This is a genomic window from Mesorhizobium sp. M1348, assembly GCF_040317925.1.
Lineage (GTDB): Bacteria > Pseudomonadota > Alphaproteobacteria > Rhizobiales > Rhizobiaceae > Mesorhizobium.
The window spans coordinates 1-18,346 of record NZ_JAMYLH010000025.1; the positions used below are offsets into that span (position 1 = coordinate 1).

Genomic DNA, 18,346 nt, shown 5'->3' on the forward strand with positions numbered 1-18,346 from the left:
CCTCAAGGGCTTCACGCCCTACGAGTTCATCTGCAAGGCATGGGCTTCCCAGCCCGAGCGCTTCACTCTCAATCCGCTCCAGCAAATGCCGGGACTAAACATCAGAGCGGGCGGATCCAGGCGGTTCGTTGCCCGAAGGCTGCCTTGTTTTCTGATCCATAGGATACCAAGCCCAAAAACCCGCAGACCGCTGCCTGCGGGGTTGGTGCTTCGCTCCGGTGGAAAGAAGCTACTGGATGGCCAGGGGCGCCGGTTTGACCTTGATCACGTCCCCTGGCAGCACCGGCGTGTCTTCATCGGCGGTGATTTCGCTGGTCTTGCCGTCGACCACCCGCACCAGGGAAAATGACAAGGCCGCTGGTTCGTTGTTGCCATAGAATTGCGGCATGGGGCTGCCCGACAAGGCTTCGGACATCAAGGCCTTTTCCATATTCAGCTTCAGCGTCACCTCGTTGAGATCGGCTTCCGTCTGTTGCCGGTCGGTCGCGAGGCTGGAGTTCTGCGTGTTCTCCAGATCGATGGCGTCCTGGGTGGCCTTGCTGATCGACTGCTTGGCCGTGAGAATCGCCGTTTCGTAATCCAGGATCTGGCCTTCAAGGTCGGCGATGGTTTGCTGCGAGTTCAAAACCCGCGTGTTGACGACCAGGCCCTTTTGCGCCAGCGAGCCGATGCCGTTGAGTTGCTCCTTCGCAAGATCGACCTGCTTCTGCTGGTTGACGATCTTTTTCTGCAGCGAATCGATCTCGCTCTGCAGCAGCGCCTTCAAATCGTCGAGCGCCTGCAAGCGCAGCTTGAGTTTCTTCTGGTCGGCCGCCAGGATCGCCGTCTCATCGGCAACGATGCTGGGCAGTTTCGGATCGTCGGCCACCTCTTTCGGCACCGCGAATGTCGGCTTGTCCGCTAGTTCCGCTTCGACGCGGGCGCGCTTGACGGTCAGCCTGACCAATTGGTCTTGTAGTACGTCGAAATTGCCCTTGGCATTGATCAGGTCGCGGTCGAAGCGCTGCCCGCTCTCCGGGTTCCGCCGGGCTCCGCCGGCAATGCTCATCGCTTTCAGCACGGACAACCCAGGCACACAAGGGTACTGGCCGGGCGATTGCACCTCGCCAGAGATGTAGAATGGCCGGTACTGCGCCATTTCGACGGAAGCCTCCGGCTTGTCGGCCAGAGCGAGCTTGCGCTGCAGTGCCTCGCCGAGCGATGCCGCGATCTCCGAAGTCGTCTTGCCGGATGCGGGCATCTCGCCGACGAAGGGAACCGACAAGGTTCCAGCGGGGCCGACTGTGTATTCTCCATTGATGGCCGACCAGTCACGGAACGTGCCTTCGACGGTCTGCCATTCCGCCACGCGGATGGTCAGCTTGTCCTGTGCTCCAAGCCGATAGTCGTCGGCGAAGGCAAACTGTGGCAGGGCTAGCGACAGCGTCAGGCCGGTCGCCATTGTGAGGCAAGTCGTCAAAAGCCGTACTCGCCGCATGCGTCTGGAGAGAATGCCGGTGCAAAAGATATCGATTATATCTGCTTTCAACTGAGCGTTTCCGATCTGGTTTGCCCCGCCCGATGAGCTGCCGATGCCTGAGTTAGGGGCCTGAGTTCTAGGCCCGAATTCTGGACAGTCGCTCCTCGATGCACGGCCAGCAAGCGGCCGTCAGTAGCAGCCTCGCGACATCCAGACCGCAGGTACGGTCTTGATGATGATGCGAATGTCTTCGAACATCGACCAGTTCTCGACATAGTGCCTGTCGAATGCGACGCGGCTGTCGTAGGAAACATCGTTGCGTCCGCTGACCTGCCAGAGCCCGGTCAGGCCGGGGCGCGATTTCAGGTAATAGACGGCCGAATTGCCATAGATCTCCAGCTCATCGCGCACCACGGGACGGGGCCCCACCAGGCTCATATCCCCCTGCAGGATGTTGATGATCTGCGGCAGCTCATCGAGGCTGAGCTTCCTCAGCACCGCTCCGACGCGCGTGATCCGCGGGTCGTTCTTCAACTTGCGGGTCGCTATCCATTCGGCGTTGGCCTCCGGATTCGCGGCGAGATAGGCAGCAAGCACCCGCTCGCCGTCTGGAACCATGGTGCGGAACTTGAGGCACGGAAAAATCCGTCCTCCGCGGCCGATCCGGCTGTGGCCATAGAAAATCGGCCCGCCATCGGAAAACCTGACAAGCAGCGCTATCATCACGAACAGCGGGCTGAGAGCGATCAGGCCGATCAGCGAACCGGCAATATCGAAGCTGCGTTTGAGCAGGCCGCCGATCGGTGGCGGAAAATCGACGCCGGCCTGCGAAAAATCCGCATCGGCCGGCTTGGCTACGTCCCTCATGCGTAAACTCCATACGTTGAACGGATGGTTTACCGCACGATACCAAAAAAATGTTGCAGCGCAACACACAATTTCCCAGACGGCTGTAATAGTCGCGTCATGAACTGACTAAATAATAAACTCGTCCTGCACAAAATTTCGCCTTTATGTCGCAAAAGAGACAGATTATGGGCAATTTTGGAAAAGCTAGTCCAATTTTGGGGCTGATTTTAGGCGAATCGCTCTTTATACCCTGCTGTGGAGCTTTGCCATCATTCAGAATTTCAAAATATCGACTGATGTTATGCTAAAATACTGGCCAATATTATAAATCTTACTGGAGCGAGTCGATATCCGGCAATCAGTGGTGATGCCGACGTGTGCATTGCACCATGGCAGAGTCGATCCCGAGGATTCGTTTAAAATTATTCCGCAGCTGCCCTTGCCGCCTATTGCTCGGGTCAATAGAGTTGCAAATTGTTGCTGTCGGACTATGGACAGATTGGGCTAGGCCGGAAGCAACCGGCCAGATGCGGGCAACCTAAATAAGCTCGCAGAGTTTAAGGGAGGTGCTCGGGGTGGGCTTGTCGACATTTTTTCCCGAGCCGGTTGATGGGCTATCGGGTATGTCACTGCCAAAGTTCATTATCGGAATGTGTTTTGCGCTGGCGATCGTGATCGTCTGGTCGTATTTGGGCGGCGCCTCGCTCGGTACGACGGTTTTTCGCGTCATCGGCTGCGCTATAGTCATCCAACTGGGTTATTTTCTGCTGGTCTTTGCCATGATCGCCAGAAATGCCCCGACCCCGGCCGACAAAATTCGCGACGCTGAACGAAAGCTGAGTTCGAACGAAGCGGCCGAAGGCGAGAAATTCAGCGCCAGAAGGGGCCTTCACTGATTTCAGGCCTGGCCGCGGTCTGCGATGTCCATGTGACCTGTGGCTAAGCTTGCCGGTCCTCTGACGGATTCCCCGCCTCAACAACACCGGCTGTCGGCATTCCTGTTCTTTCAATTGCTTGACACTGCCGGCCTCGACGCGCTCGCTCTGCGTCGCCGCCATCCGGTCGGCGAGGACCAGCAACTGGTTTCCGCCAATCGAACGCTCTGATGGAGCGTGTAGGAACGGCTCTGCCAAGCGGCGCATTTCTGGAGCCATCCCGATTGAGACTCGCCGCCCGCCCACCCGCGCCATGACACCAGCAAATGAAAAACTGGACTGCGCCGATGATTTTGGCGATGCTTGCTTCGCATTTGCAGCATAGGCGTTTGGGCCGATGCATTTCAGACGGGCGATGACGCATTGAGCGGGGAGGGCAAAGAAATCAGCAACGACTTCTGCAATCGAGAGGCATGTCCATGACATCATCCCAGGTCTGCGTGATCATCGCCGCCCGCAATGCGGCGCGGACAATTCCGGCTGCCATTGCATCGGCATTACGCGAGCCGGAGGTTGCGGAAGTTGTCGTCGTCGACGACGCGTCCACCGACGATACCGCGAAAGTCGCCCGCGCGTCCGACGACGGCACGGGCCGCCTTTCCGTCATCCGCTTCGACGTCAATCGCGGCCCCTCTTTTGCCCGCAACGCCGCGATAGCCGGTTCCAGATCGCCGTTTATCAGCATTCTGGACGCTGATGATTTCTTTTTCGAAGGCAGGTTTCACAGACTGTTCGCCAGCACCGATTGGGATTTCGCCGCAGACAACATCATGCTTGTCAGGGATGACGCGGCAACCGACGTTTCGAAAATCGTTGCTCCGCCGTTCTCGCCCGAACCGGAATTCCTCGATTTCGAGGGTTTCATCGACGCCAACATCTCCAGGCGCCGTGTGCAACGCGGGGAACTGGGCTTCCTCAAGCCAGTGATCAGCCGCGCCTTTCTTGATCGGCATGGGCTGCGCTACGACGAGAAGCTGCGCCTGGGTGAAGACTATGAACTCTATGCGCGCGCGGTTGCCCATGGCGCGCGCTTCAAGGTCATCAAATCCTGTGGCTACGGCGCGATCGTGCGCGCCGATTCGCTTAGCGGACGGCACAAGACCCAGGACCTGAAGCATCTGGCCGATGCCGACCTAGCACTGCTTGCGATCGACAGTTTGCCGGAGGCATCGAAGGCTGCGCTGAGAAGGCACGAGCGGCACATCCGCGACAAATACCGGTTGCGGAAGTTTTTAGACGTGAAGGCTGAGCGCGGGCTGGCGTCGGCCGCGGCCTACGCCTTGGCCGGCTCGTCCAACCTCACAGCCGTCGTCCGCGGCGTTGCCTCCGACAAGCTGGATGCGCTGTTTCGCCGCGCTGGCCTCGCCGCGAAGCGTCAGCATGTGCCGCCGCTGCGCTTCCTCATGGCCGGAACCAGCACGGCCAGCGAAAGCTAGGCCCGTCAACGTGCGATCGCGGTAGCCGCGCCCTTACCCTTCGGCCGGCTCGCACCATTTCAACGAGATTCATGAGTTTACGATCTAGGTGGTTGCCTATGCGCGCAGGGAATGGCAATCTATGTTGCGGTGCAGCAATTTTGGACGGCCAACCGAACTGGCCCGAGACATCCCCTGTCGGAGGAGCTGGACGATGCAAGAAATGTCTTTTGAATGTGGATTGGCGCCAAGGCCGGTCACCAGCTCGACGATGATGGGGCGCTGACGACATGGCCTCGATCTTTCGCTTCCGGTCGAGAGATCCGGCGCGCGACACGCAGACCGACACCTCGCGCCTCGATCGGTTGGCAAAGCTGCTGGACCAGATCGCGGCCGAAGTCGAGGCGGAGAAGAGCGGACTTGAGAACCGCTACAGGACAACGGCTACCAATGCCGCCTTTCTGGTCGAGGCCATGGAGAACGGAGCGGTCTCCTCTCGCAGGTCTTCCGAAGTCGGCGAACTGACCAGGTCGATCCTGAATTGCGAGCGGCGGATCGCAGCGCTGTCGCGCCAGATGCAGATGATGAAGGATCTCCGTCATTCGCTGGATGAAATCTTCGAGGAGAAGCGGCAGAACGGTCCCGACATAAGGACCGATTTTGTGAAGCCCGCCGATTCCGGCACAGGCTGAGCGAACACCCCGGGTCGGCGCAATGGTTTTAGGCACAACACGGAGCTTGGGAGCGACAAGGTCAAGATCAGGTTGTTTCGTCACGGTTCGAACGATCGCTTTGGGGGCGCACAGCACAAAGGTGAGTTTGATATGAACGCAGATCCTAAAAGCACGTCCGCCCCGGCAACCCGCGGCACCCGGTTCACGCGCCCGATCCCGGGCAAGCTGCGACGGCTCCGTTCAGACGGCGCGTTTCTGCTGCTCGTTCTCGTCAGCCTGGTTGCGGGCCTGGTGCCCGTCCGTGCCCAGGATCTCCCAACCGCGCCGTCCTTTGTCGATGATTTCACCAGCCTCAGTCGCGCGCGCTGGTATGTTTCCGACGGCTGGACGAACGGCAAGCATCAGAACTGTACCTGGTCCAAAAGCCTGATCGGGCTTTCCGACGGCATGCTGACGCTCGGTTTCGAGAAGCGCAAGCTGAAGGATCGCGAATTCGCCTGCGCCGAGATCCAGACCAAGCAGCGCTTCGGCTACGGCACCTACGAGGCGCGGATGAAGACCGACACGGGCTCCGGCGTCAACGCGGCATTCTTCAGCTTCGTCGGCGATGCCGACAAGCAGCCGCATGATGAAATCGACTTCGAGGTGCTGACCAAGGACACGTCCAAGGTTCAGGTCAACGCCTACATAGCCGGCAAAGGCAAGAACGAGAAACTGGTCGACGTCGCCGGCGGCACCGACAAGGCCTTCAACGACTACGCCTTCGTCTGGGAAAAGGACCGGCTGCGCTGGTACGTCAACGGCAAGCTTGTCCACGAGATCACCGATCCGGCGAAGCTGCCCACCCATTCGCAAAGGATCTATTTCAGCCTGTGGGGCAGCGATACGATGAAGGGCTGGATGGGGCCGTTCTCGGATCCCGGCCGCAAGCTCACCATGCAGGTGGATCGCGTCGCATTCACCGCACTCGGCCAGCCCTGCCAATTCCCCGAATCGCTGGCATGCAACACAAACTAGAAGCGCATCTGAACCGGCCGGGTCGAAGGTGGTCCGAAAACCGAAGCTCGAACAGGCCCGAAGCCTTGAACAGGAATGAAACCGAATGAATTTGACTGTCTTTGGAATCGGCTATGTCGGTCTTGTACAGGCGGCGGTGCTTGCCGAAGTCGGCCATCAGGTGGTCTGCGTCGACATCGATGCAAAAAAGGTCGAGCGGCTCAACCAGGGTCATGTCCCGATCTTCGAGCCCGGGCTCGAAAACATGGTCAAGGAGAACCATGCCGCCGGCCGCATCAAGTTCACCACCGACGCCGCCGCGGCGATCAAGCATGGCCAGATTCAGATGATCGCCGTCGGCACGCCTCCGGGCGAGGATGGTTCGGCAGACCTCAAATATGTGCTGGCCGTCGCCGAGGCCATCGGTCGTGAGATGGACGCGCCAAAGATCGTCGTCGGCAAGTCGACCGTGCCGGTCGGCACCTGCGAAAGGATAAAGGCCAGGATCGCCGAGACGCTGAAGGCGCGCGGGCGCGAGGATCTGGCTTTCGACGTCGCCTCCAATCCGGAATTCCTCAAGGAAGGGTCCGCTGTGAGCGACTGCATGAAGCCCGACCGCATCATCGTCGGCACCAGCAACGAGGACACCGAGGCGGTGATGCGCGAGCTCTACGCGCCGTTCAACCGCAACCACGAAAAGATGATCGTGATGGACGTGCGCAGTGCCGAGTTCACCAAATACGCGGCCAATTGCATGCTGGCGACCAAGATCAGCTTCATGAACGAAATGGCCAATTTGGCCGAGCAACTGGGTGCCGACATCGAGGAGGTCCGCAAGGGCATCGGCAGCGACCCGCGGATCGGCTACCACTTCATCTATCCGGGCCTCGGCTATGGCGGCTCGTGCTTCCCGAAGGATGTGCGTGCCCTGATCAAGACCGCCGAGGCCGTCAAGTTCGACGCCAAGCTGCTGCGTGCCGTCGAGGAGCGCAACAACCAGCAGAAGTCGGTCCTGTTCGAGAAGGTGGACCGCTATTTCAAGGGCAATCTCAAAGGCAAGACCTTTGCGCTGTGGGGCTTGGCCTTCAAACCCAATACCGACGACATGCGCGAGGCCCCGTCCCGCACGCTGATGGAAGCGCTCTGGGCCGCCGGTGCCAATGTGCAGGCCTACGATCCCGAGGCGATGCAGGAATGCCAGGCGATCTACGGGCTGCGCGACGACCTGCAACTGTGCGGCACCAAGGAGGCTGCGGTGCGAGGCGCCGACGCGCTTTTGATCGTGACTGAGTGGAAAAGCTTCAGCGCGCCGTCCTTCGATGCGCTGAAGAACGCGCTGACCACGCCCGTCATCTTCGACGGACGCAATCTCTACGACCCCAAGGTCATCGCCCGCCACGGCATCGAATACCACAGCATCGGCAGAATGGCGGCGTGACGCTAGGGCGGTCCAGCAAGGAGCCAGGTCCATGAAAGTTCTGTTTGCAGGCGGCAACGGCTACACGCCGCAGTTCAGCGGTGGCGTTCAGTCGAGCACGCACCATCTGGTCGAGCAGCTGCGCGAGCACGGTCATGACGCCTCGGTTCTGGCGGCGCTGTTCGGTGACGGCATGTTCGGCTTCAAGGCGCGTGCCAAAATGAAGCTGCTTCGTCAGCGTGCGGTCATCGACAGCTATCCCGGCTATCCGGTCGTGCGGGCATGGTTTCCCTGGGAGGCGGCGCGCTTCGCCGTCGAACGGCTCGATCCCGATGTCGCCGTCGTGCAGTGCCACAAATCGGTGCCGATCGGAAAGGCGCTGCAGGCGCTCGGCGTGCCGCTGGTGGTCTATCTGCGGAACGTCGAATTCCACGAATTGGCCGGCGACCTGCGCGAATTGCATTCGGCACTTTATATCGCCAACTCCGAATTCACCGCGCGCACCTATAAGGAAAAGTTCGGCATCGATTCGACCGTGATCCCGCCGACCATCAATCCCGGGCTCTACAGCACGCCGACGACCGGTGAATTCGTCACACTGATCAATCCTTACAATGAAAAAGGGTTCGAACTCGCCGTGCGCATCGCCGGCCAATGCCCCGAAATTCCGTTCCTGTTCGTCGAAAGCTGGAAGCTCGACGACGACCACCGGGCGCAGATCGAACGGATCATCGCGCCGCTGCGCAACGTCAGGCTGGAAAGCCGCACCAGCGACATGAAGACCGTCTATGGCCGCACCAAGATCCTGCTGGCGCCCAGCAAATGGGAAGAAGCTTGGGGGCGGGTGGCATCCGAGGCCCATTGCAGCGGTATTCCGGTCGTCGGGTCCCGCCGCGGCGGCCTGCCGGAAGCGATTGGCGCCGGCGGCGTGGTGCTCGACTACGACGCACCGGTCGACGACTGGGTCGCCGCGGTCAGGCGGCTATGGAGCGACAAGGCCGAGTACGACCGGCTGTCGGCGGCGGCGCAGCTGTTTTCGGAGCGGCCGCAGATGAATCCCGACATTCAGTTCGCGACCTTTCTCGGCGTTCTCGACAACGCCAGGCAAGGCGCACTGGAGCGTGCCGCCTGATGCATTTCGCCCAAAGCCATGCATGTCGCCCAAAAGCCAGCCTTCGCGCCTGACCCGAGTGGATGGCTTGGGACAACATCGCGCACAACACCGGACGCTTGAAGCGCCTCGCACTACGGCGACTGGCGTCAGCCCTCATCCGCGCGAGCAGATCGCCGACCGGCCTCGAAAGATCGTCCATTCGATGAAGATTTGCTTCGTAGTTGATAAGTTCCCCTCTTTGTCGGAGACCTTCGTCCTCGACCAGATAGAAGGGTGCCTCGAGCGCGGCATGCAAGTCGGCGTCGTCTGCAACGAGACGTCCTTCGGCAAGGACAGCAACATCGACGATCGCCGCTGGCAGGCGCTGCCTGGCAAGGTCGTCTGCTGGTGGGGCAGACTGGGGCGCTTTCGCCCGACGCTCAGGAGATGGTCGGGCAGGTTCTGGGATAAGCTCTCGACCGCAATCGACATCGCCTTTGCACGCAAATTGCAGAACGCCGACGTGATTGTCGCGCATTTCGGCAATAACGGCATGCGCGTCGCCCGTGCCATGAAACGAGGCCGGATTTCGGCTCCTTTGGTGACCATATTCCACGGCCGCGATGTCGGCGAACCGCTGCATGATAACACGCTCACGCGCTACAAGGTTGTCTTCGACAAGGGCGTACTCCAGCTGCCGGTGAACGCGTTTTTCCGCGACGCCCTGATCGGCGTCGGCGCACCCCCCGCGCAAGTCATGGTTCACCATATGGGCGTGCGGCCCGGTGAGATCGGCTACCATTGGCGTTCCTGGGACCGGGACACGCTGTCCTTCATCTCGGTCTGCCGGCTGACCGAAAAGAAGGGCATCGAATTCGCCCTTCGCGCCCTCGCCAGCCTACCGCGGCGCGACTGGGTCTATTCGGTGATTGGCGGCGGCGAATTGCTGGAGGAGTTGAAGAAGCTCGCCGCAAGTCTCGGCATTGCCGACCGGGTGACTTTCCTCGGGCCGCGCCCGCACGCCGAGGTCAAGCAGCGCCTGCGCAATGCCCACGTATTCCTCCTGCCCAGCGTTGCCGCACAGGACGGCGATCTCGAGGGTATTCCGGTGGCGCTGATGGAGGCTATGGCCGCCGGGCTGATCGTGGTCAGCACCTATCACTCGGGCATTCCCGAGTTGATCGAGGATCAGGAGACAGGCTTCCTCGCACCGGAGCGAGACGTTGCGGCGTTGGCCCGCAAGCTTGTCTGGGTGGCCGAGAACCCGGACAGATGCGAGCGCATCGCACGTGCGGCGCGCCGCAAGATCGAGCAGGATTTCAACGCGGACGTACTCAACGAACGTTTTGCGCAGATCGTTGCTCAACTGGCCGAAGCCAGGCGCCCGGCATGAACGCCAACCCGCCCCCCCAGTTCGGTCGCGTCGCCCTGCGCGGCGGCGTGGTGACGATCGGCGCGCAAGGCTTCAAGATGGCGATCCAGTTTCTCTCGGTCATCATACTTGCCCGTCTGCTCGTGCCCGAGGATTTCGGCTTGGTGGCTTCCGTCGGGCCGATCGTGGCCTTTGTCGGGCTGCTTCAAAATCTTGGCCTGCAACAGGCTGTGGTCCAGCGCAAGGACATCAGCACCGAGCAGCTCAACCAGGTATTCTGGATCAGTGCGCTGGTGGGGATGGGCAGTGCCGTGGTGGTTGCATGCCTGGCGCCCGCCATCGCTGCCTTCTATGGCGATCAACGCATGGTCGGGATCACCATCGGCTCTGCCTTGCCGCTGCTTCTTGGCAGTCTCGCCGCGGTGCCGCTGGCGCTGATGAACCGCCATTTGCGCTTTGGCCAGCTCGCAATGAACGATGTGATTACCGCCGCTGCCGGACTTGCGACCACAGCAATCGCCGCCTATGCGGGACTGGGCTACTGGTCGCTGGTCATCGGCCCGGCGGTTTCGGCTGTTGTCGCGCTGGCGGCGGCGTGGCAGGTGGCGCGCTGGACGCCGTCGCGGCCGGACCTGAAGGTCGATACCGACATATTGTCCTTCGGCGCCAATCTGACCGGCTTCAATCTGGCCAACTTCTTCTCGCGCAATCTCGACAACATCCTGATCGGAAAATATTCGGGCGCGATCGAACTCGGCTACTATGACCGCGCCTATAAGCTCCTGCTTTTTCCGCTGCAGAACATCAACCAGCCGCTGACACGCGTGATGGTGCCGCTGCTGAGCCGCATCCATGAGGACAAGGCGCGGTTTCGCGACATCTATGTGCGAACCAACTGGATGCTAGCGGCCATCACTATGCCCGGGATCGCGGCGCTGACGCTGACGTCGGACCAGGTCGTCGGGCTTCTCTTCGGCGGGCGCTGGACGGCGGTGGCGCCGATTTTCGCCTGGCTGGGCATCGCCAGCCTGATCCAGTCCGTCTCGAGCACCACAGGCTGGATCTTCATCTGCCAGGGCAAGACCAAGACCATGTTCCACTGGGGCATCTACTCGTCGCTGACGACGGTCGCCGCCTTCATCATCGGATTGCACTGGGGCGCCGTCGGTGTCGCGGCGGCCTACGCGATCAGCGGCTATGTGCTACGCGTCCCGGTACTCGCCGTTCTTGTCCACAGGGTCGGCCCGGTGACCGCAGCCGACTTCCTGATCATGCAGGGGCTTTTCATCGCGTCGTCGCTGCTTGCCTGGTCCGTGTACCGGGAGTTGCCGGCATCGCTGACCGGCCAGTCAGACCTGCTCGCGGTGGTCCTGGCGGTTGCCCTCAATTATTCGATCGGACTGGTACTCATGCTTGCCCTTCGCCAGTCGCGCAGCGCCCTGTTCACCACGCTTTCCAGCGCCATGCGCAACGCCCGCTAGGCCGGCAATCACCGGCCTCAAAAGCTCACCTGCCGACATCGCCGACGCATGCTCCTCAAGCACTGCCTCAAGGCTCGTCCTGCGATAGAGGTCGAGATTGGCGGTAAGTCTGCCGAGCTTCTCGCTCGCTTCCTCGGGCGTCACCGTGTCGATGTCGAGCAGCAGGTCGGCGACGCCGATCCGCTTGGCAAGTTCCTTGGTCTTGAATTCATAGGCGATCGGCAGCACCGGCGTGCCGACGCAGAGCGACATGATCATCATGTGCATGCGCGTTGCGACGACGAAGTCGAAGCCTTTCACCAGGGCCATCAGTTGCTCCGGCGTGTGGAACGAAGCGTCCACGCTTACATGCTTGGCGATCTCAGGATCGAGCTCGGCAACGATCGCCCGCGCCGTCTTGGAATCGTCATGGGCGTATTCCGGCACGCCCTGGCAGGTGGAGACGAAGGTGACCTCCTTGGCGTGGTCCCTGACCAGGATGGTCGCGATCTCGCGGATCGAGTCGATGTAGCGGCGCATGCCGCCCTCGCCGTCGCTGACATAGTTCCAGTGACGGACGGAAATGGCGACGCGGCCGGTGACGGTCGCCGACTGGCCAGAGGCCAGAATTTTTCCGATTCTGTCGGTGTCGGCCAGGGCAAAGACGGCATCGGCCACGACGTGGCATTTGCCGGGGTCTTTCACCATGTCCGCAATGTGGCCTCTCGAACGTTCGTCGCGCAGCAGGATAAGCGGGCTCCGATCGAAGATCGGGCTCAACTCCTGGCGATTGTAACTTTTGTTGAACGGGCCGAGCGATTGCGTGAAGAAGACCGGGTCCTTGCCCAGAATCGCGTCGATCCTGAATTGATTGAGGCGCCGCTCCAGATTGTAGGTCTCGACGAGATAGGTTCCGCCTGTCGTGACCACGAGGTCGGCATCTCTGTAGATCTCGAGACCACGGCGATTGCTTGAGCTGAACAAACGCCCGAGAACGCCGCGGATGCCGAACCGCCGCAGGGCATTGAGGACGAGCCGATTGTAGATCGGCTTGAACAGGTTCTTCAGGCCGCTGCCGTATTTGTAGCGGAACAGCGATTCCGACAGCAGCTTGTGGAATTCGAGATCAGGATAGTCCTTCTTCGTGTAGAGCCTCGCCGCTACCTCCGGCTGGCTGTCGAAGACGTAGAACTGGATGTCGTCCCGGACGATCGTCTTGAAAACATGGCGGATCGCCAGGAGAATCGCTGCATCCCCGGTATTCAGGCAGACGGTGTTTTCAACCGCGATCTTCATGGAATGACCTCATTTCGTGAGTAGTCCCGCGGTTCGGTCGACGGATGCCGAGGGGCGGGTTGGCCGAAAATGCTGCACGCCAGGATGGTCCTCGCGTCGTGATTATTGGCGCGCAGCCCGATGGCAGGCCAACGCGCGGTCCATGCGGCCCAAGCAGAGCGAGATTAACCCATCGATTTTGCAGTGCAACAAAAAATGTGGAACTTTGCTACGCTGCAACCAAAAATGTTGCGATGCAGCAAGAGCTGTACTAGCATCGTCGCGGGCGGGCCAACAGCGGTCGAGTTTTCATGCTGCATGTCTTGTACTTGGTACACGACGTCTCCGACCCGGCAGTGCGCCGGCGGATCATAATGCTCAAGGCAGGCGGCGCCCAGGTTACGCTGGCGGGCTTTCGTCGTACGGCAAGCGCAGTTGCTGATGTCGAGGGCTTGCAGCCGATCGATCTCGGCCCGACTCGTGATGGCCGATTCGCCCAGCGTCTGGCGGCGATCATGAAGGCGGTGGTCTCGACCGGCTCGAAGCTGGGCTCAATGCCACGGCCCGACCTCATTATCGCGCGCAATCTGGAAATGCTGGCGCTTGCCCGCCGCGCCAGGTCGGCCTTCCAGGCAACAGTGCCGATCGTCTACGAGTGCCTGGACATCCATCGCCTGCTGCTTCGCGACGATCCGCTGGGCTGGGCGATGCGCGGCGCAGAACGCTTCCTGGCCAGGGATGTGAAGCTTCTGGTGACCAGCTCTCCGGCCTTCATCGCCAACTATTTCAAGCCGTTCGGACAGATTGCCGCGCCGGTCGAGCTGCTCGAAAACAAGTATTTCGAGCCGGCCGCGGCTTCGCTGGATGACCGCATTACGGCGGAGAATCCCGTTGCGCCGCCATGGCGGATCGGCTGGTTCGGTGCGCTCCGCTGCCGCCGATCCCTGGAACTTCTGGCCGACTTTTCGCGCCGCCTCGACGGCCGCTTTGAAATCGTCCTCAGGGGCCGGCCGGCGCTGTCCGAATTTCCCGATTTCCATGGTTTCGTTGAATCGGAACCCTGGCTGTCGTTTGGCGGGCCCTACCGCAATCCCGAGGATATGGCGGCGATCTACCGCGAGGTTCACTTTTCCTGGGCCATCGACTTTTTTGAGCAGGGCCTGAATTCCGAATGGCTGCTGCCCAACCGGCTCTATGAAGGCTGCCGCTTCGGAGCCGTGCCGATTTCAATGGGCAACACCGAAACCGGCCGGTTCCTCGACCGACAAGGCATCGGCGTTCTTTTGCCAGAAGCCACGCCCGAGGCGCTTGAAGCTGCCGTCGGCACGATGGAGCAGCATCGGTTCGAGACATTGAGGGCGCGTGTTCTCGCCCGCAATCCGCGCACCTGGAGCCACGACCGCGCCGATTGCCGGGCGCTGGTCGAAAAACTCCGCGGCCTGGTCGCGGCTCCCGGTCCATATGCTGCCGAAGCATTGGCATAGGAAGACTACCGATGAGGCAAACCGAAACGCTCCCATCCTGCATGATCGTGGTTCCGTGCCTGAACGAAGCGGCCCATATCGGCGCGTTGCTTCGAGAGCTCCGCCCTGCGGCCGAGAGGCTGGGCGCCGTGATCATCGTTGCCGATGGCGGCAGTACGGACAGCACCAGAACGATCGTCGCAGATATCGCCGCAAAAGATCGGCGGGTGATCCTGCTCCACAATGAAAAGCGCTTGCAGAGCGCGGCGATCAATCTCGCCGTCGCCAGATTCGGGGACGGCGTCGACTATCTCATTCGCATCGACGCGCACGGCGGCTATCCCGCGGATTATTGCGACCGGCTGGTCGAAGAAGCGCAGGCTACCGGCGCAGATTCGGTCGTCGTCTCGATGCTGACCAGTGGCAGCGGCATGGTGCAGAAAGCAGCGGCAGCGGCGCAGAACTCCAGGCTCGGCACCGGCGGCTCCAAGCACCGGCACCTTTCGGCGGGGGAATGGGTCGATCATGGCCACCACGCACTGATGCGGATCTCGGCCTTCACCGCGGTCGGCGGCTATGACGAAACGTTCAGTCACAATGAGGATGCCGAGCTCGACTATCGGCTCCGCCAGGCCGGCTACCGCATCTGGATGACCGGCAAGACGCAAATGGTCTACTACCCGCGCTCCTCGCTGAAGGGCCTCTATTTTCAGTATCTCGGCTATGGCCGTGGCCGGGCGAAGAACGTTCTCAAGCACCGCATGATCCCGAAGATCCGGCAGATGGTGCCGCTTCTGGTGTTCCCCGTGGTTCTTCTCGCCGCCTTTTCCTTCGTCCACTGGCTGGCGGCCGTGCCGCTTTTGCTATGGGCGTCGGTCTGCCTCGGCTACGGCTTTTGGACCGCCCTCAGTCAGCGCAAACCCGACATTGCACTTGCTGGGGTCTCGGCAATGGTCATGCATTTCGGTTGGTCGGTCGGTTTCTGGCTGCAACTGCTCGCACCGCGACCGCAGCGCGGGGTAGCGTGATGGACCCGGTCAGGAAAAATCTAAGCATCGATATCTGCGTCTGCACATTTCGCCGGCCGGAGCTTGCCGACACGCTTCGCTCCGTAGCAGCCATGGATATTCCTGCGGGATACAATGTCGGTATCGTCATTGCCGACAACGACGATACGCCGACGGCCGAACCGCTGGTCGCCAAGCTGGCAGGGGAGCTGAAGCTGCCGGTGACCTACCGGCACGCCCCGGCCCGCAACATCTCGATCGCGCGCAACGCTTGCCTCGATGCCAGTGCGTCGGATTTCGTCGCCTTTATCGACGACGACGAGACGGCCACCGCTGGCTGGCTTGCCGAACTGGTGGCGACGGCGGAAGCAACTGGTGCTGCGGCGGTGCTTGGGCCGGTGCAAGCCCGTTACCAGCCGGATGCGCCCGCCTGGATGCGCAAAGGCGATTTCCACTCGACCTCGCCGGTCTGGGTGCGCGGCGAGATCCGCACCGGCTACACCTGCAACGTCGTGCTCAGGATGGGCACTGAGAGCCTGCGCGGCCGGCGCTTCAGCCTGGCACGTGGCCAGACCGGCGGCGAAGATACGGAATTCTTCGACCAGATGGTCAAGGCCGGCGGCCGCATCGCCTTTTCGCCGGAGGCTTGGGTCGACGAAGCGGTGCCATCTGCCAGGGCGGCATTCGACTGGCTCGGCCGGCGCCGGTTCCGCGTCGGGCAGACGCACGGTCATCTTCTGGGGCGCAACGCACACGGCCTTGCCCGGCTCAAGCAGGTCGGCATTGCCACGGCAAAGGCCGCCTACAGTTTCCTGTCGGCAATTCCGGTCGCCATCGACCCCGTACGCCGGAACCGCAGCGTGCTTCGCGGCATTATGCATGCCGGCGTCGTCAGCGGCCTCGTCGGGGTTCGTGAAATCCGCCAATACGGCCTGTCTTCGCCGCAGCAAGGGGGCAAGCGTGCAGCCTGACGTGAGCTTCGTGATTGCCGCCTACAATGCCGAGGCGACCATCGATCGGGCGATTGCCAGCGCCGTCGCCCAGCGCAATGTCCGCGTCGAGGTCATCGTCGTCGACGACAAGTCGCGCGACCGGACGCTCGACCTGGCGAGATCCTACCCCGAAGACATCGTGCGCGTTGTCGCGCTTGAGCAAAACCGTGGCCCCGGCGGCGCCAGGAACGCCGGCCTTGAGCTTGCCCGCGGCAGATGGGTCGCGGTCCTCGATTCCGACGACGCGGTCTATCCCGGGCGAATCTGCACCATGATCGAACGCGCGGAGAAAGCGGGCGCCGAGATCGCAGTCGATAATCTGCAGGTCGTTCGCGAGGATGGCGTTGCCGAAGAGACGATGTTCCCGGCCGACTATCTGGAAGGGCTCAGTGAAATCTCGCTGGCGGATTACATCGGCGGCAATGTCCTCTTCGAATCGAGGTTCAATCTCGGCTATCTCAAGCCGATCTTCCAGCGCCGGTTCCTGAACGAGAACGGGCTTCGCTACGATGAAAGCCTGATCATTGGCGAAGACTATATCCTCCTGGCCAGTGCTCTGGCCAAGGGCGGCAAATGCGTGGTCGAGCCGACGACAGGCTATGTCTATCACATCCGCACCGGTTCCATCTCCCGGGTGCTCGAACTTCATCACGTCGAGGCGATGCGCAGGGCCGATGCCACCTTCGCCGGGACCCATTCCATGGATGCTGCGGCCGCGGCGGCCTTCGTCAGGCGCGCTCGCAGCCTGCGGCGGGCGGCATCATTCCTGTCGCTGGTCCAGCACATCAAGGCGCGGTCCCCGCTCAAGGCGATATGGACGGCGCTCAGCGATCCGGCGGCGGTTCGGCATATGAGCATGCCGATCGCCGTCCGGCTGCGAAGGGTAGCGGCACAGTTTGCCGTGGTGGCGGGGAGGTGAAGGGCTGCAGGCGAATGAATGAAGACAGTTTTCGCCGCCTGCGACAGGTTGAAATCGATCTCCTCAGAAGGAACATGCAATGAAAAAAGTCAGGAAGGCAGTCATACCGGTGGCGGGGCTTGGAACGCGGTTCCTGCCGGCGACCAAGTCCATGCCGAAGGAAATGCTGCCGGTGGTCGACAGGCCTGTCGTGCAATATGCGGTTGACGAGGCGTTCGAGGCCGGCATCGAGCACATCGTCTTCGTCACCGGCCGCAACAAGGCGGTGATCGAGGACTATTTCGACCTGCATCCTGAACTGATCGGAACCCTGGAGCAGAGCGGCAAGAAGGCGCAACTCGAATCGCTTGAAACCCTGCTTCCCGTCGCCGGCGCGACGAGCTTCATCCGCCAGCAGTCGCCGCAAGGCCTCGGCCATGCCGTCTGGTGCGCGCGCGAAGTCATCGGTGACGAGCCCTTCGCATTGCTTTTGCCGGACATGGTGTCCTTCGGCGGGCGCGGTTGTCTCGCCGAGGTCGCCGATCTTTATGCGCAAACTGGCGCAAACGTTATCGCCGTCGAGCGTTGCGATCCGACCGAGACCAGCAAATACGGCATTGTCGGGCGCGGCGCGGATGTCGGCACGGGCTTCGAGGTGACGGCCATGGTCGAAAAGCCGGCTCCTGCCAACGCACCGTCGAACTTCTACATCAACGGCCGCTACATCCTGCAGCCCGAGATATTCTCGCTGCTGGCCAGCCAGCAGCGCGGCGCCGGCAACGAGATCCAGCTGACCGACGCAATGGTGCGCCTCGCACAGACGCAGGCCTTCTTCGCCCAGCCTTTCAACGGCCGCATGTTCGACTGCGGTTCGAAGGAGGGCTTCATCCAGGCCAATGTCGCTTTCGCGCTGGCGCGGGAGGACATGAAGGGTCCGATCTTCGAGATGCTGCAGGAATTCGTCCGGTCGCATCAGCGTCGGGAAGAAGCCGCATAATGTCCATTTTTTTGAGGCATTGTGGGTGCGGCTGATGACGCAGG

Annotated in this window: 15 protein-coding genes and 1 pseudogene; 13 read left to right on the forward strand and 3 right to left on the reverse strand. The window is 61.4% G+C overall.

What is annotated here, in order from left to right; genetic code table 11:
* Positions 1-229: 229 nt before the first annotated feature.
* Together NKH13_RS27755 and NKH13_RS27760 are read right to left on the reverse strand one after the other, a co-directional pair.
* Positions 230-1,441, reverse strand: coding sequence for a polysaccharide biosynthesis/export family protein (locus NKH13_RS27755; protein ID WP_292659420.1), 1,212 nt, complete (start codon positions 1,439-1,441; stop codon positions 230-232).
* 207 nt (positions 1,442-1,648) lie between these two features.
* On the reverse strand, positions 1,649-2,326 hold the full coding sequence (locus NKH13_RS27760; protein WP_292659405.1) for a sugar transferase: 678 nt from the start codon (positions 2,324-2,326) through the stop codon (positions 1,649-1,651).
* A 632-nt stretch (positions 2,327-2,958) separates the two neighbouring features.
* Between NKH13_RS27760 and NKH13_RS35715 the strand changes: the two genes are divergently transcribed.
* The 8 genes from NKH13_RS35715 (at position 2,959) to NKH13_RS27800 (ending at position 11,691) form a co-directional block, all read left to right on the forward strand.
* Positions 2,959-3,204: an exopolysaccharide production repressor protein gene (locus tag NKH13_RS35715; protein ID WP_502908415.1), complete on the forward strand. Its 246-nt coding sequence runs from the start codon at positions 2,959-2,961 to the stop codon at positions 3,202-3,204.
* A gap of 452 nt (positions 3,205-3,656) precedes the next feature.
* Complete coding sequence (locus NKH13_RS27770; RefSeq protein ID WP_352719254.1) at positions 3,657-4,679, forward strand: glycosyltransferase family 2 protein; 1,023 nt, start codon at positions 3,657-3,659, stop codon at positions 4,677-4,679.
* 269 nt (positions 4,680-4,948) lie between these two features.
* Positions 4,949-5,350 carry a hypothetical protein gene (locus NKH13_RS27775; RefSeq protein ID WP_352464384.1) on the forward strand — a complete coding sequence of 134 codons (402 nt, stop codon included), beginning with the start codon at positions 4,949-4,951 and terminating at the stop codon, positions 5,348-5,350.
* A gap of 132 nt (positions 5,351-5,482) precedes the next feature.
* A complete protein-coding gene (gene exoK, locus NKH13_RS27780) occupies positions 5,483-6,349 on the forward strand; it encodes an endo-1,3-1,4-beta-glycanase ExoK (RefSeq protein WP_352719255.1) in 867 nt (288 codons plus the stop codon).
* An 85-nt stretch (positions 6,350-6,434) separates the two neighbouring features.
* On the forward strand, positions 6,435-7,766 hold the full coding sequence (locus tag NKH13_RS27785; protein ID WP_352719256.1) for a UDP-glucose dehydrogenase family protein: 1,332 nt from the start codon (positions 6,435-6,437) through the stop codon (positions 7,764-7,766).
* Between the two features lie 31 nt (positions 7,767-7,797).
* The gene (locus NKH13_RS27790; RefSeq protein ID WP_352719257.1) at positions 7,798-8,877 is read left to right on the forward strand and encodes a glycosyltransferase; all 1,080 of its coding nucleotides are present in this window, start codon (positions 7,798-7,800) and stop codon (positions 8,875-8,877) included.
* A 184-nt stretch (positions 8,878-9,061) separates the two neighbouring features.
* Positions 9,062-10,231: a glycosyltransferase gene (locus NKH13_RS27795; protein WP_352719258.1), complete on the forward strand. Its 1,170-nt coding sequence runs from the start codon at positions 9,062-9,064 to the stop codon at positions 10,229-10,231.
* On the forward strand, positions 10,228-11,691 hold the full coding sequence (locus tag NKH13_RS27800; protein WP_352719259.1) for a lipopolysaccharide biosynthesis protein: 1,464 nt from the start codon (positions 10,228-10,230) through the stop codon (positions 11,689-11,691). The genes NKH13_RS27795 and NKH13_RS27800 overlap by 4 nt, the downstream gene beginning before the upstream one ends.
* A gap of 222 nt (positions 11,692-11,913) precedes the next feature.
* Here NKH13_RS27800 and NKH13_RS27805 read toward each other — a convergent pair.
* Positions 11,914-12,966 (reverse strand): annotated as a pseudogene (locus tag NKH13_RS27805) (polysaccharide pyruvyl transferase family protein); the annotation flags it as partial.
* 290 nt (positions 12,967-13,256) lie between these two features.
* Between NKH13_RS27805 and NKH13_RS27810 the strand changes: the two are divergent.
* The 5 genes from NKH13_RS27810 to NKH13_RS27830 all read left to right on the forward strand — a co-directional run bounded on the left by NKH13_RS27810 (position 13,257) and on the right by NKH13_RS27830 (position 18,302).
* Positions 13,257-14,429 carry a glycosyltransferase family protein gene (locus tag NKH13_RS27810; protein WP_352915828.1) on the forward strand — a complete coding sequence of 391 codons (1,173 nt, stop codon included), beginning with the start codon at positions 13,257-13,259 and terminating at the stop codon, positions 14,427-14,429.
* Between the two features lie 11 nt (positions 14,430-14,440).
* Positions 14,441-15,436, forward strand: a complete 996-nt coding sequence (locus tag NKH13_RS27815) for a glycosyltransferase family 2 protein (RefSeq protein WP_352719261.1) — start codon at positions 14,441-14,443, stop codon at positions 15,434-15,436.
* Positions 15,436-16,386: a glycosyltransferase family 2 protein gene (locus NKH13_RS27820; RefSeq protein ID WP_352719262.1), complete on the forward strand. Its 951-nt coding sequence runs from the start codon at positions 15,436-15,438 to the stop codon at positions 16,384-16,386. The genes NKH13_RS27815 and NKH13_RS27820 overlap by 1 nt, the downstream gene beginning before the upstream one ends.
* Positions 16,376-17,326 carry a glycosyltransferase family 2 protein gene (locus NKH13_RS27825; protein WP_352719263.1) on the forward strand — a complete coding sequence of 317 codons (951 nt, stop codon included), beginning with the start codon at positions 16,376-16,378 and terminating at the stop codon, positions 17,324-17,326. Before NKH13_RS27820 ends, NKH13_RS27825 begins: the two co-directional genes overlap by 11 nt.
* A gap of 79 nt (positions 17,327-17,405) precedes the next feature.
* A complete protein-coding gene (locus NKH13_RS27830; protein ID WP_352719264.1) occupies positions 17,406-18,302 on the forward strand; it encodes a UTP--glucose-1-phosphate uridylyltransferase in 897 nt (298 codons plus the stop codon).
* The last annotated feature ends 44 nt before the right edge of the window (positions 18,303-18,346 follow it).

Excerpts from the sequence above, each read along its gene's own strand:
- NKH13_RS27820 (WP_352719262.1), top strand. The coding sequence starts at position 15,436 with ATGGACCCGGTCAGGAAAAATCTAAGCATCGATATCTGCGTCTGCACA.
- exoK (WP_352719255.1), top strand. The coding sequence starts at position 5,483 with ATGAACGCAGATCCTAAAAGCACGTCCGCCCCGGCAACCCGCGGCACC.
- NKH13_RS27830 (WP_352719264.1), top strand. The coding sequence starts at position 17,406 with ATGAAAAAAGTCAGGAAGGCAGTCATACCGGTGGCGGGGCTTGGAACG.
- NKH13_RS27785 (WP_352719256.1), top strand. The coding sequence starts at position 6,435 with ATGAATTTGACTGTCTTTGGAATCGGCTATGTCGGTCTTGTACAGGCG.
- NKH13_RS27795 (WP_352719258.1), top strand. The coding sequence starts at position 9,062 with ATGAAGATTTGCTTCGTAGTTGATAAGTTCCCCTCTTTGTCGGAGACC.
- NKH13_RS35715 (WP_502908415.1), top strand. The coding sequence starts at position 2,959 with ATGTGTTTTGCGCTGGCGATCGTGATCGTCTGGTCGTATTTGGGCGGC.
- NKH13_RS27810 (WP_352915828.1), top strand. The coding sequence starts at position 13,257 with ATGCTGCATGTCTTGTACTTGGTACACGACGTCTCCGACCCGGCAGTG.
- NKH13_RS27770 (WP_352719254.1), top strand. The coding sequence starts at position 3,657 with ATGTCCATGACATCATCCCAGGTCTGCGTGATCATCGCCGCCCGCAAT.
- NKH13_RS27815 (WP_352719261.1), top strand. The coding sequence starts at position 14,441 with ATGAGGCAAACCGAAACGCTCCCATCCTGCATGATCGTGGTTCCGTGC.
- NKH13_RS27800 (WP_352719259.1), top strand. The coding sequence starts at position 10,228 with ATGAACGCCAACCCGCCCCCCCAGTTCGGTCGCGTCGCCCTGCGCGGC.
- NKH13_RS27790 (WP_352719257.1), top strand. The coding sequence starts at position 7,798 with ATGAAAGTTCTGTTTGCAGGCGGCAACGGCTACACGCCGCAGTTCAGC.
- NKH13_RS27755 (WP_292659420.1), bottom strand. The coding sequence starts at position 1,441 with ATGGCGACCGGCCTGACGCTGTCGCTAGCCCTGCCACAGTTTGCCTTC.
- NKH13_RS27775 (WP_352464384.1), top strand. The coding sequence starts at position 4,949 with ATGGCCTCGATCTTTCGCTTCCGGTCGAGAGATCCGGCGCGCGACACG.
- NKH13_RS27760 (WP_292659405.1), bottom strand. The coding sequence starts at position 2,326 with ATGAGGGACGTAGCCAAGCCGGCCGATGCGGATTTTTCGCAGGCCGGC.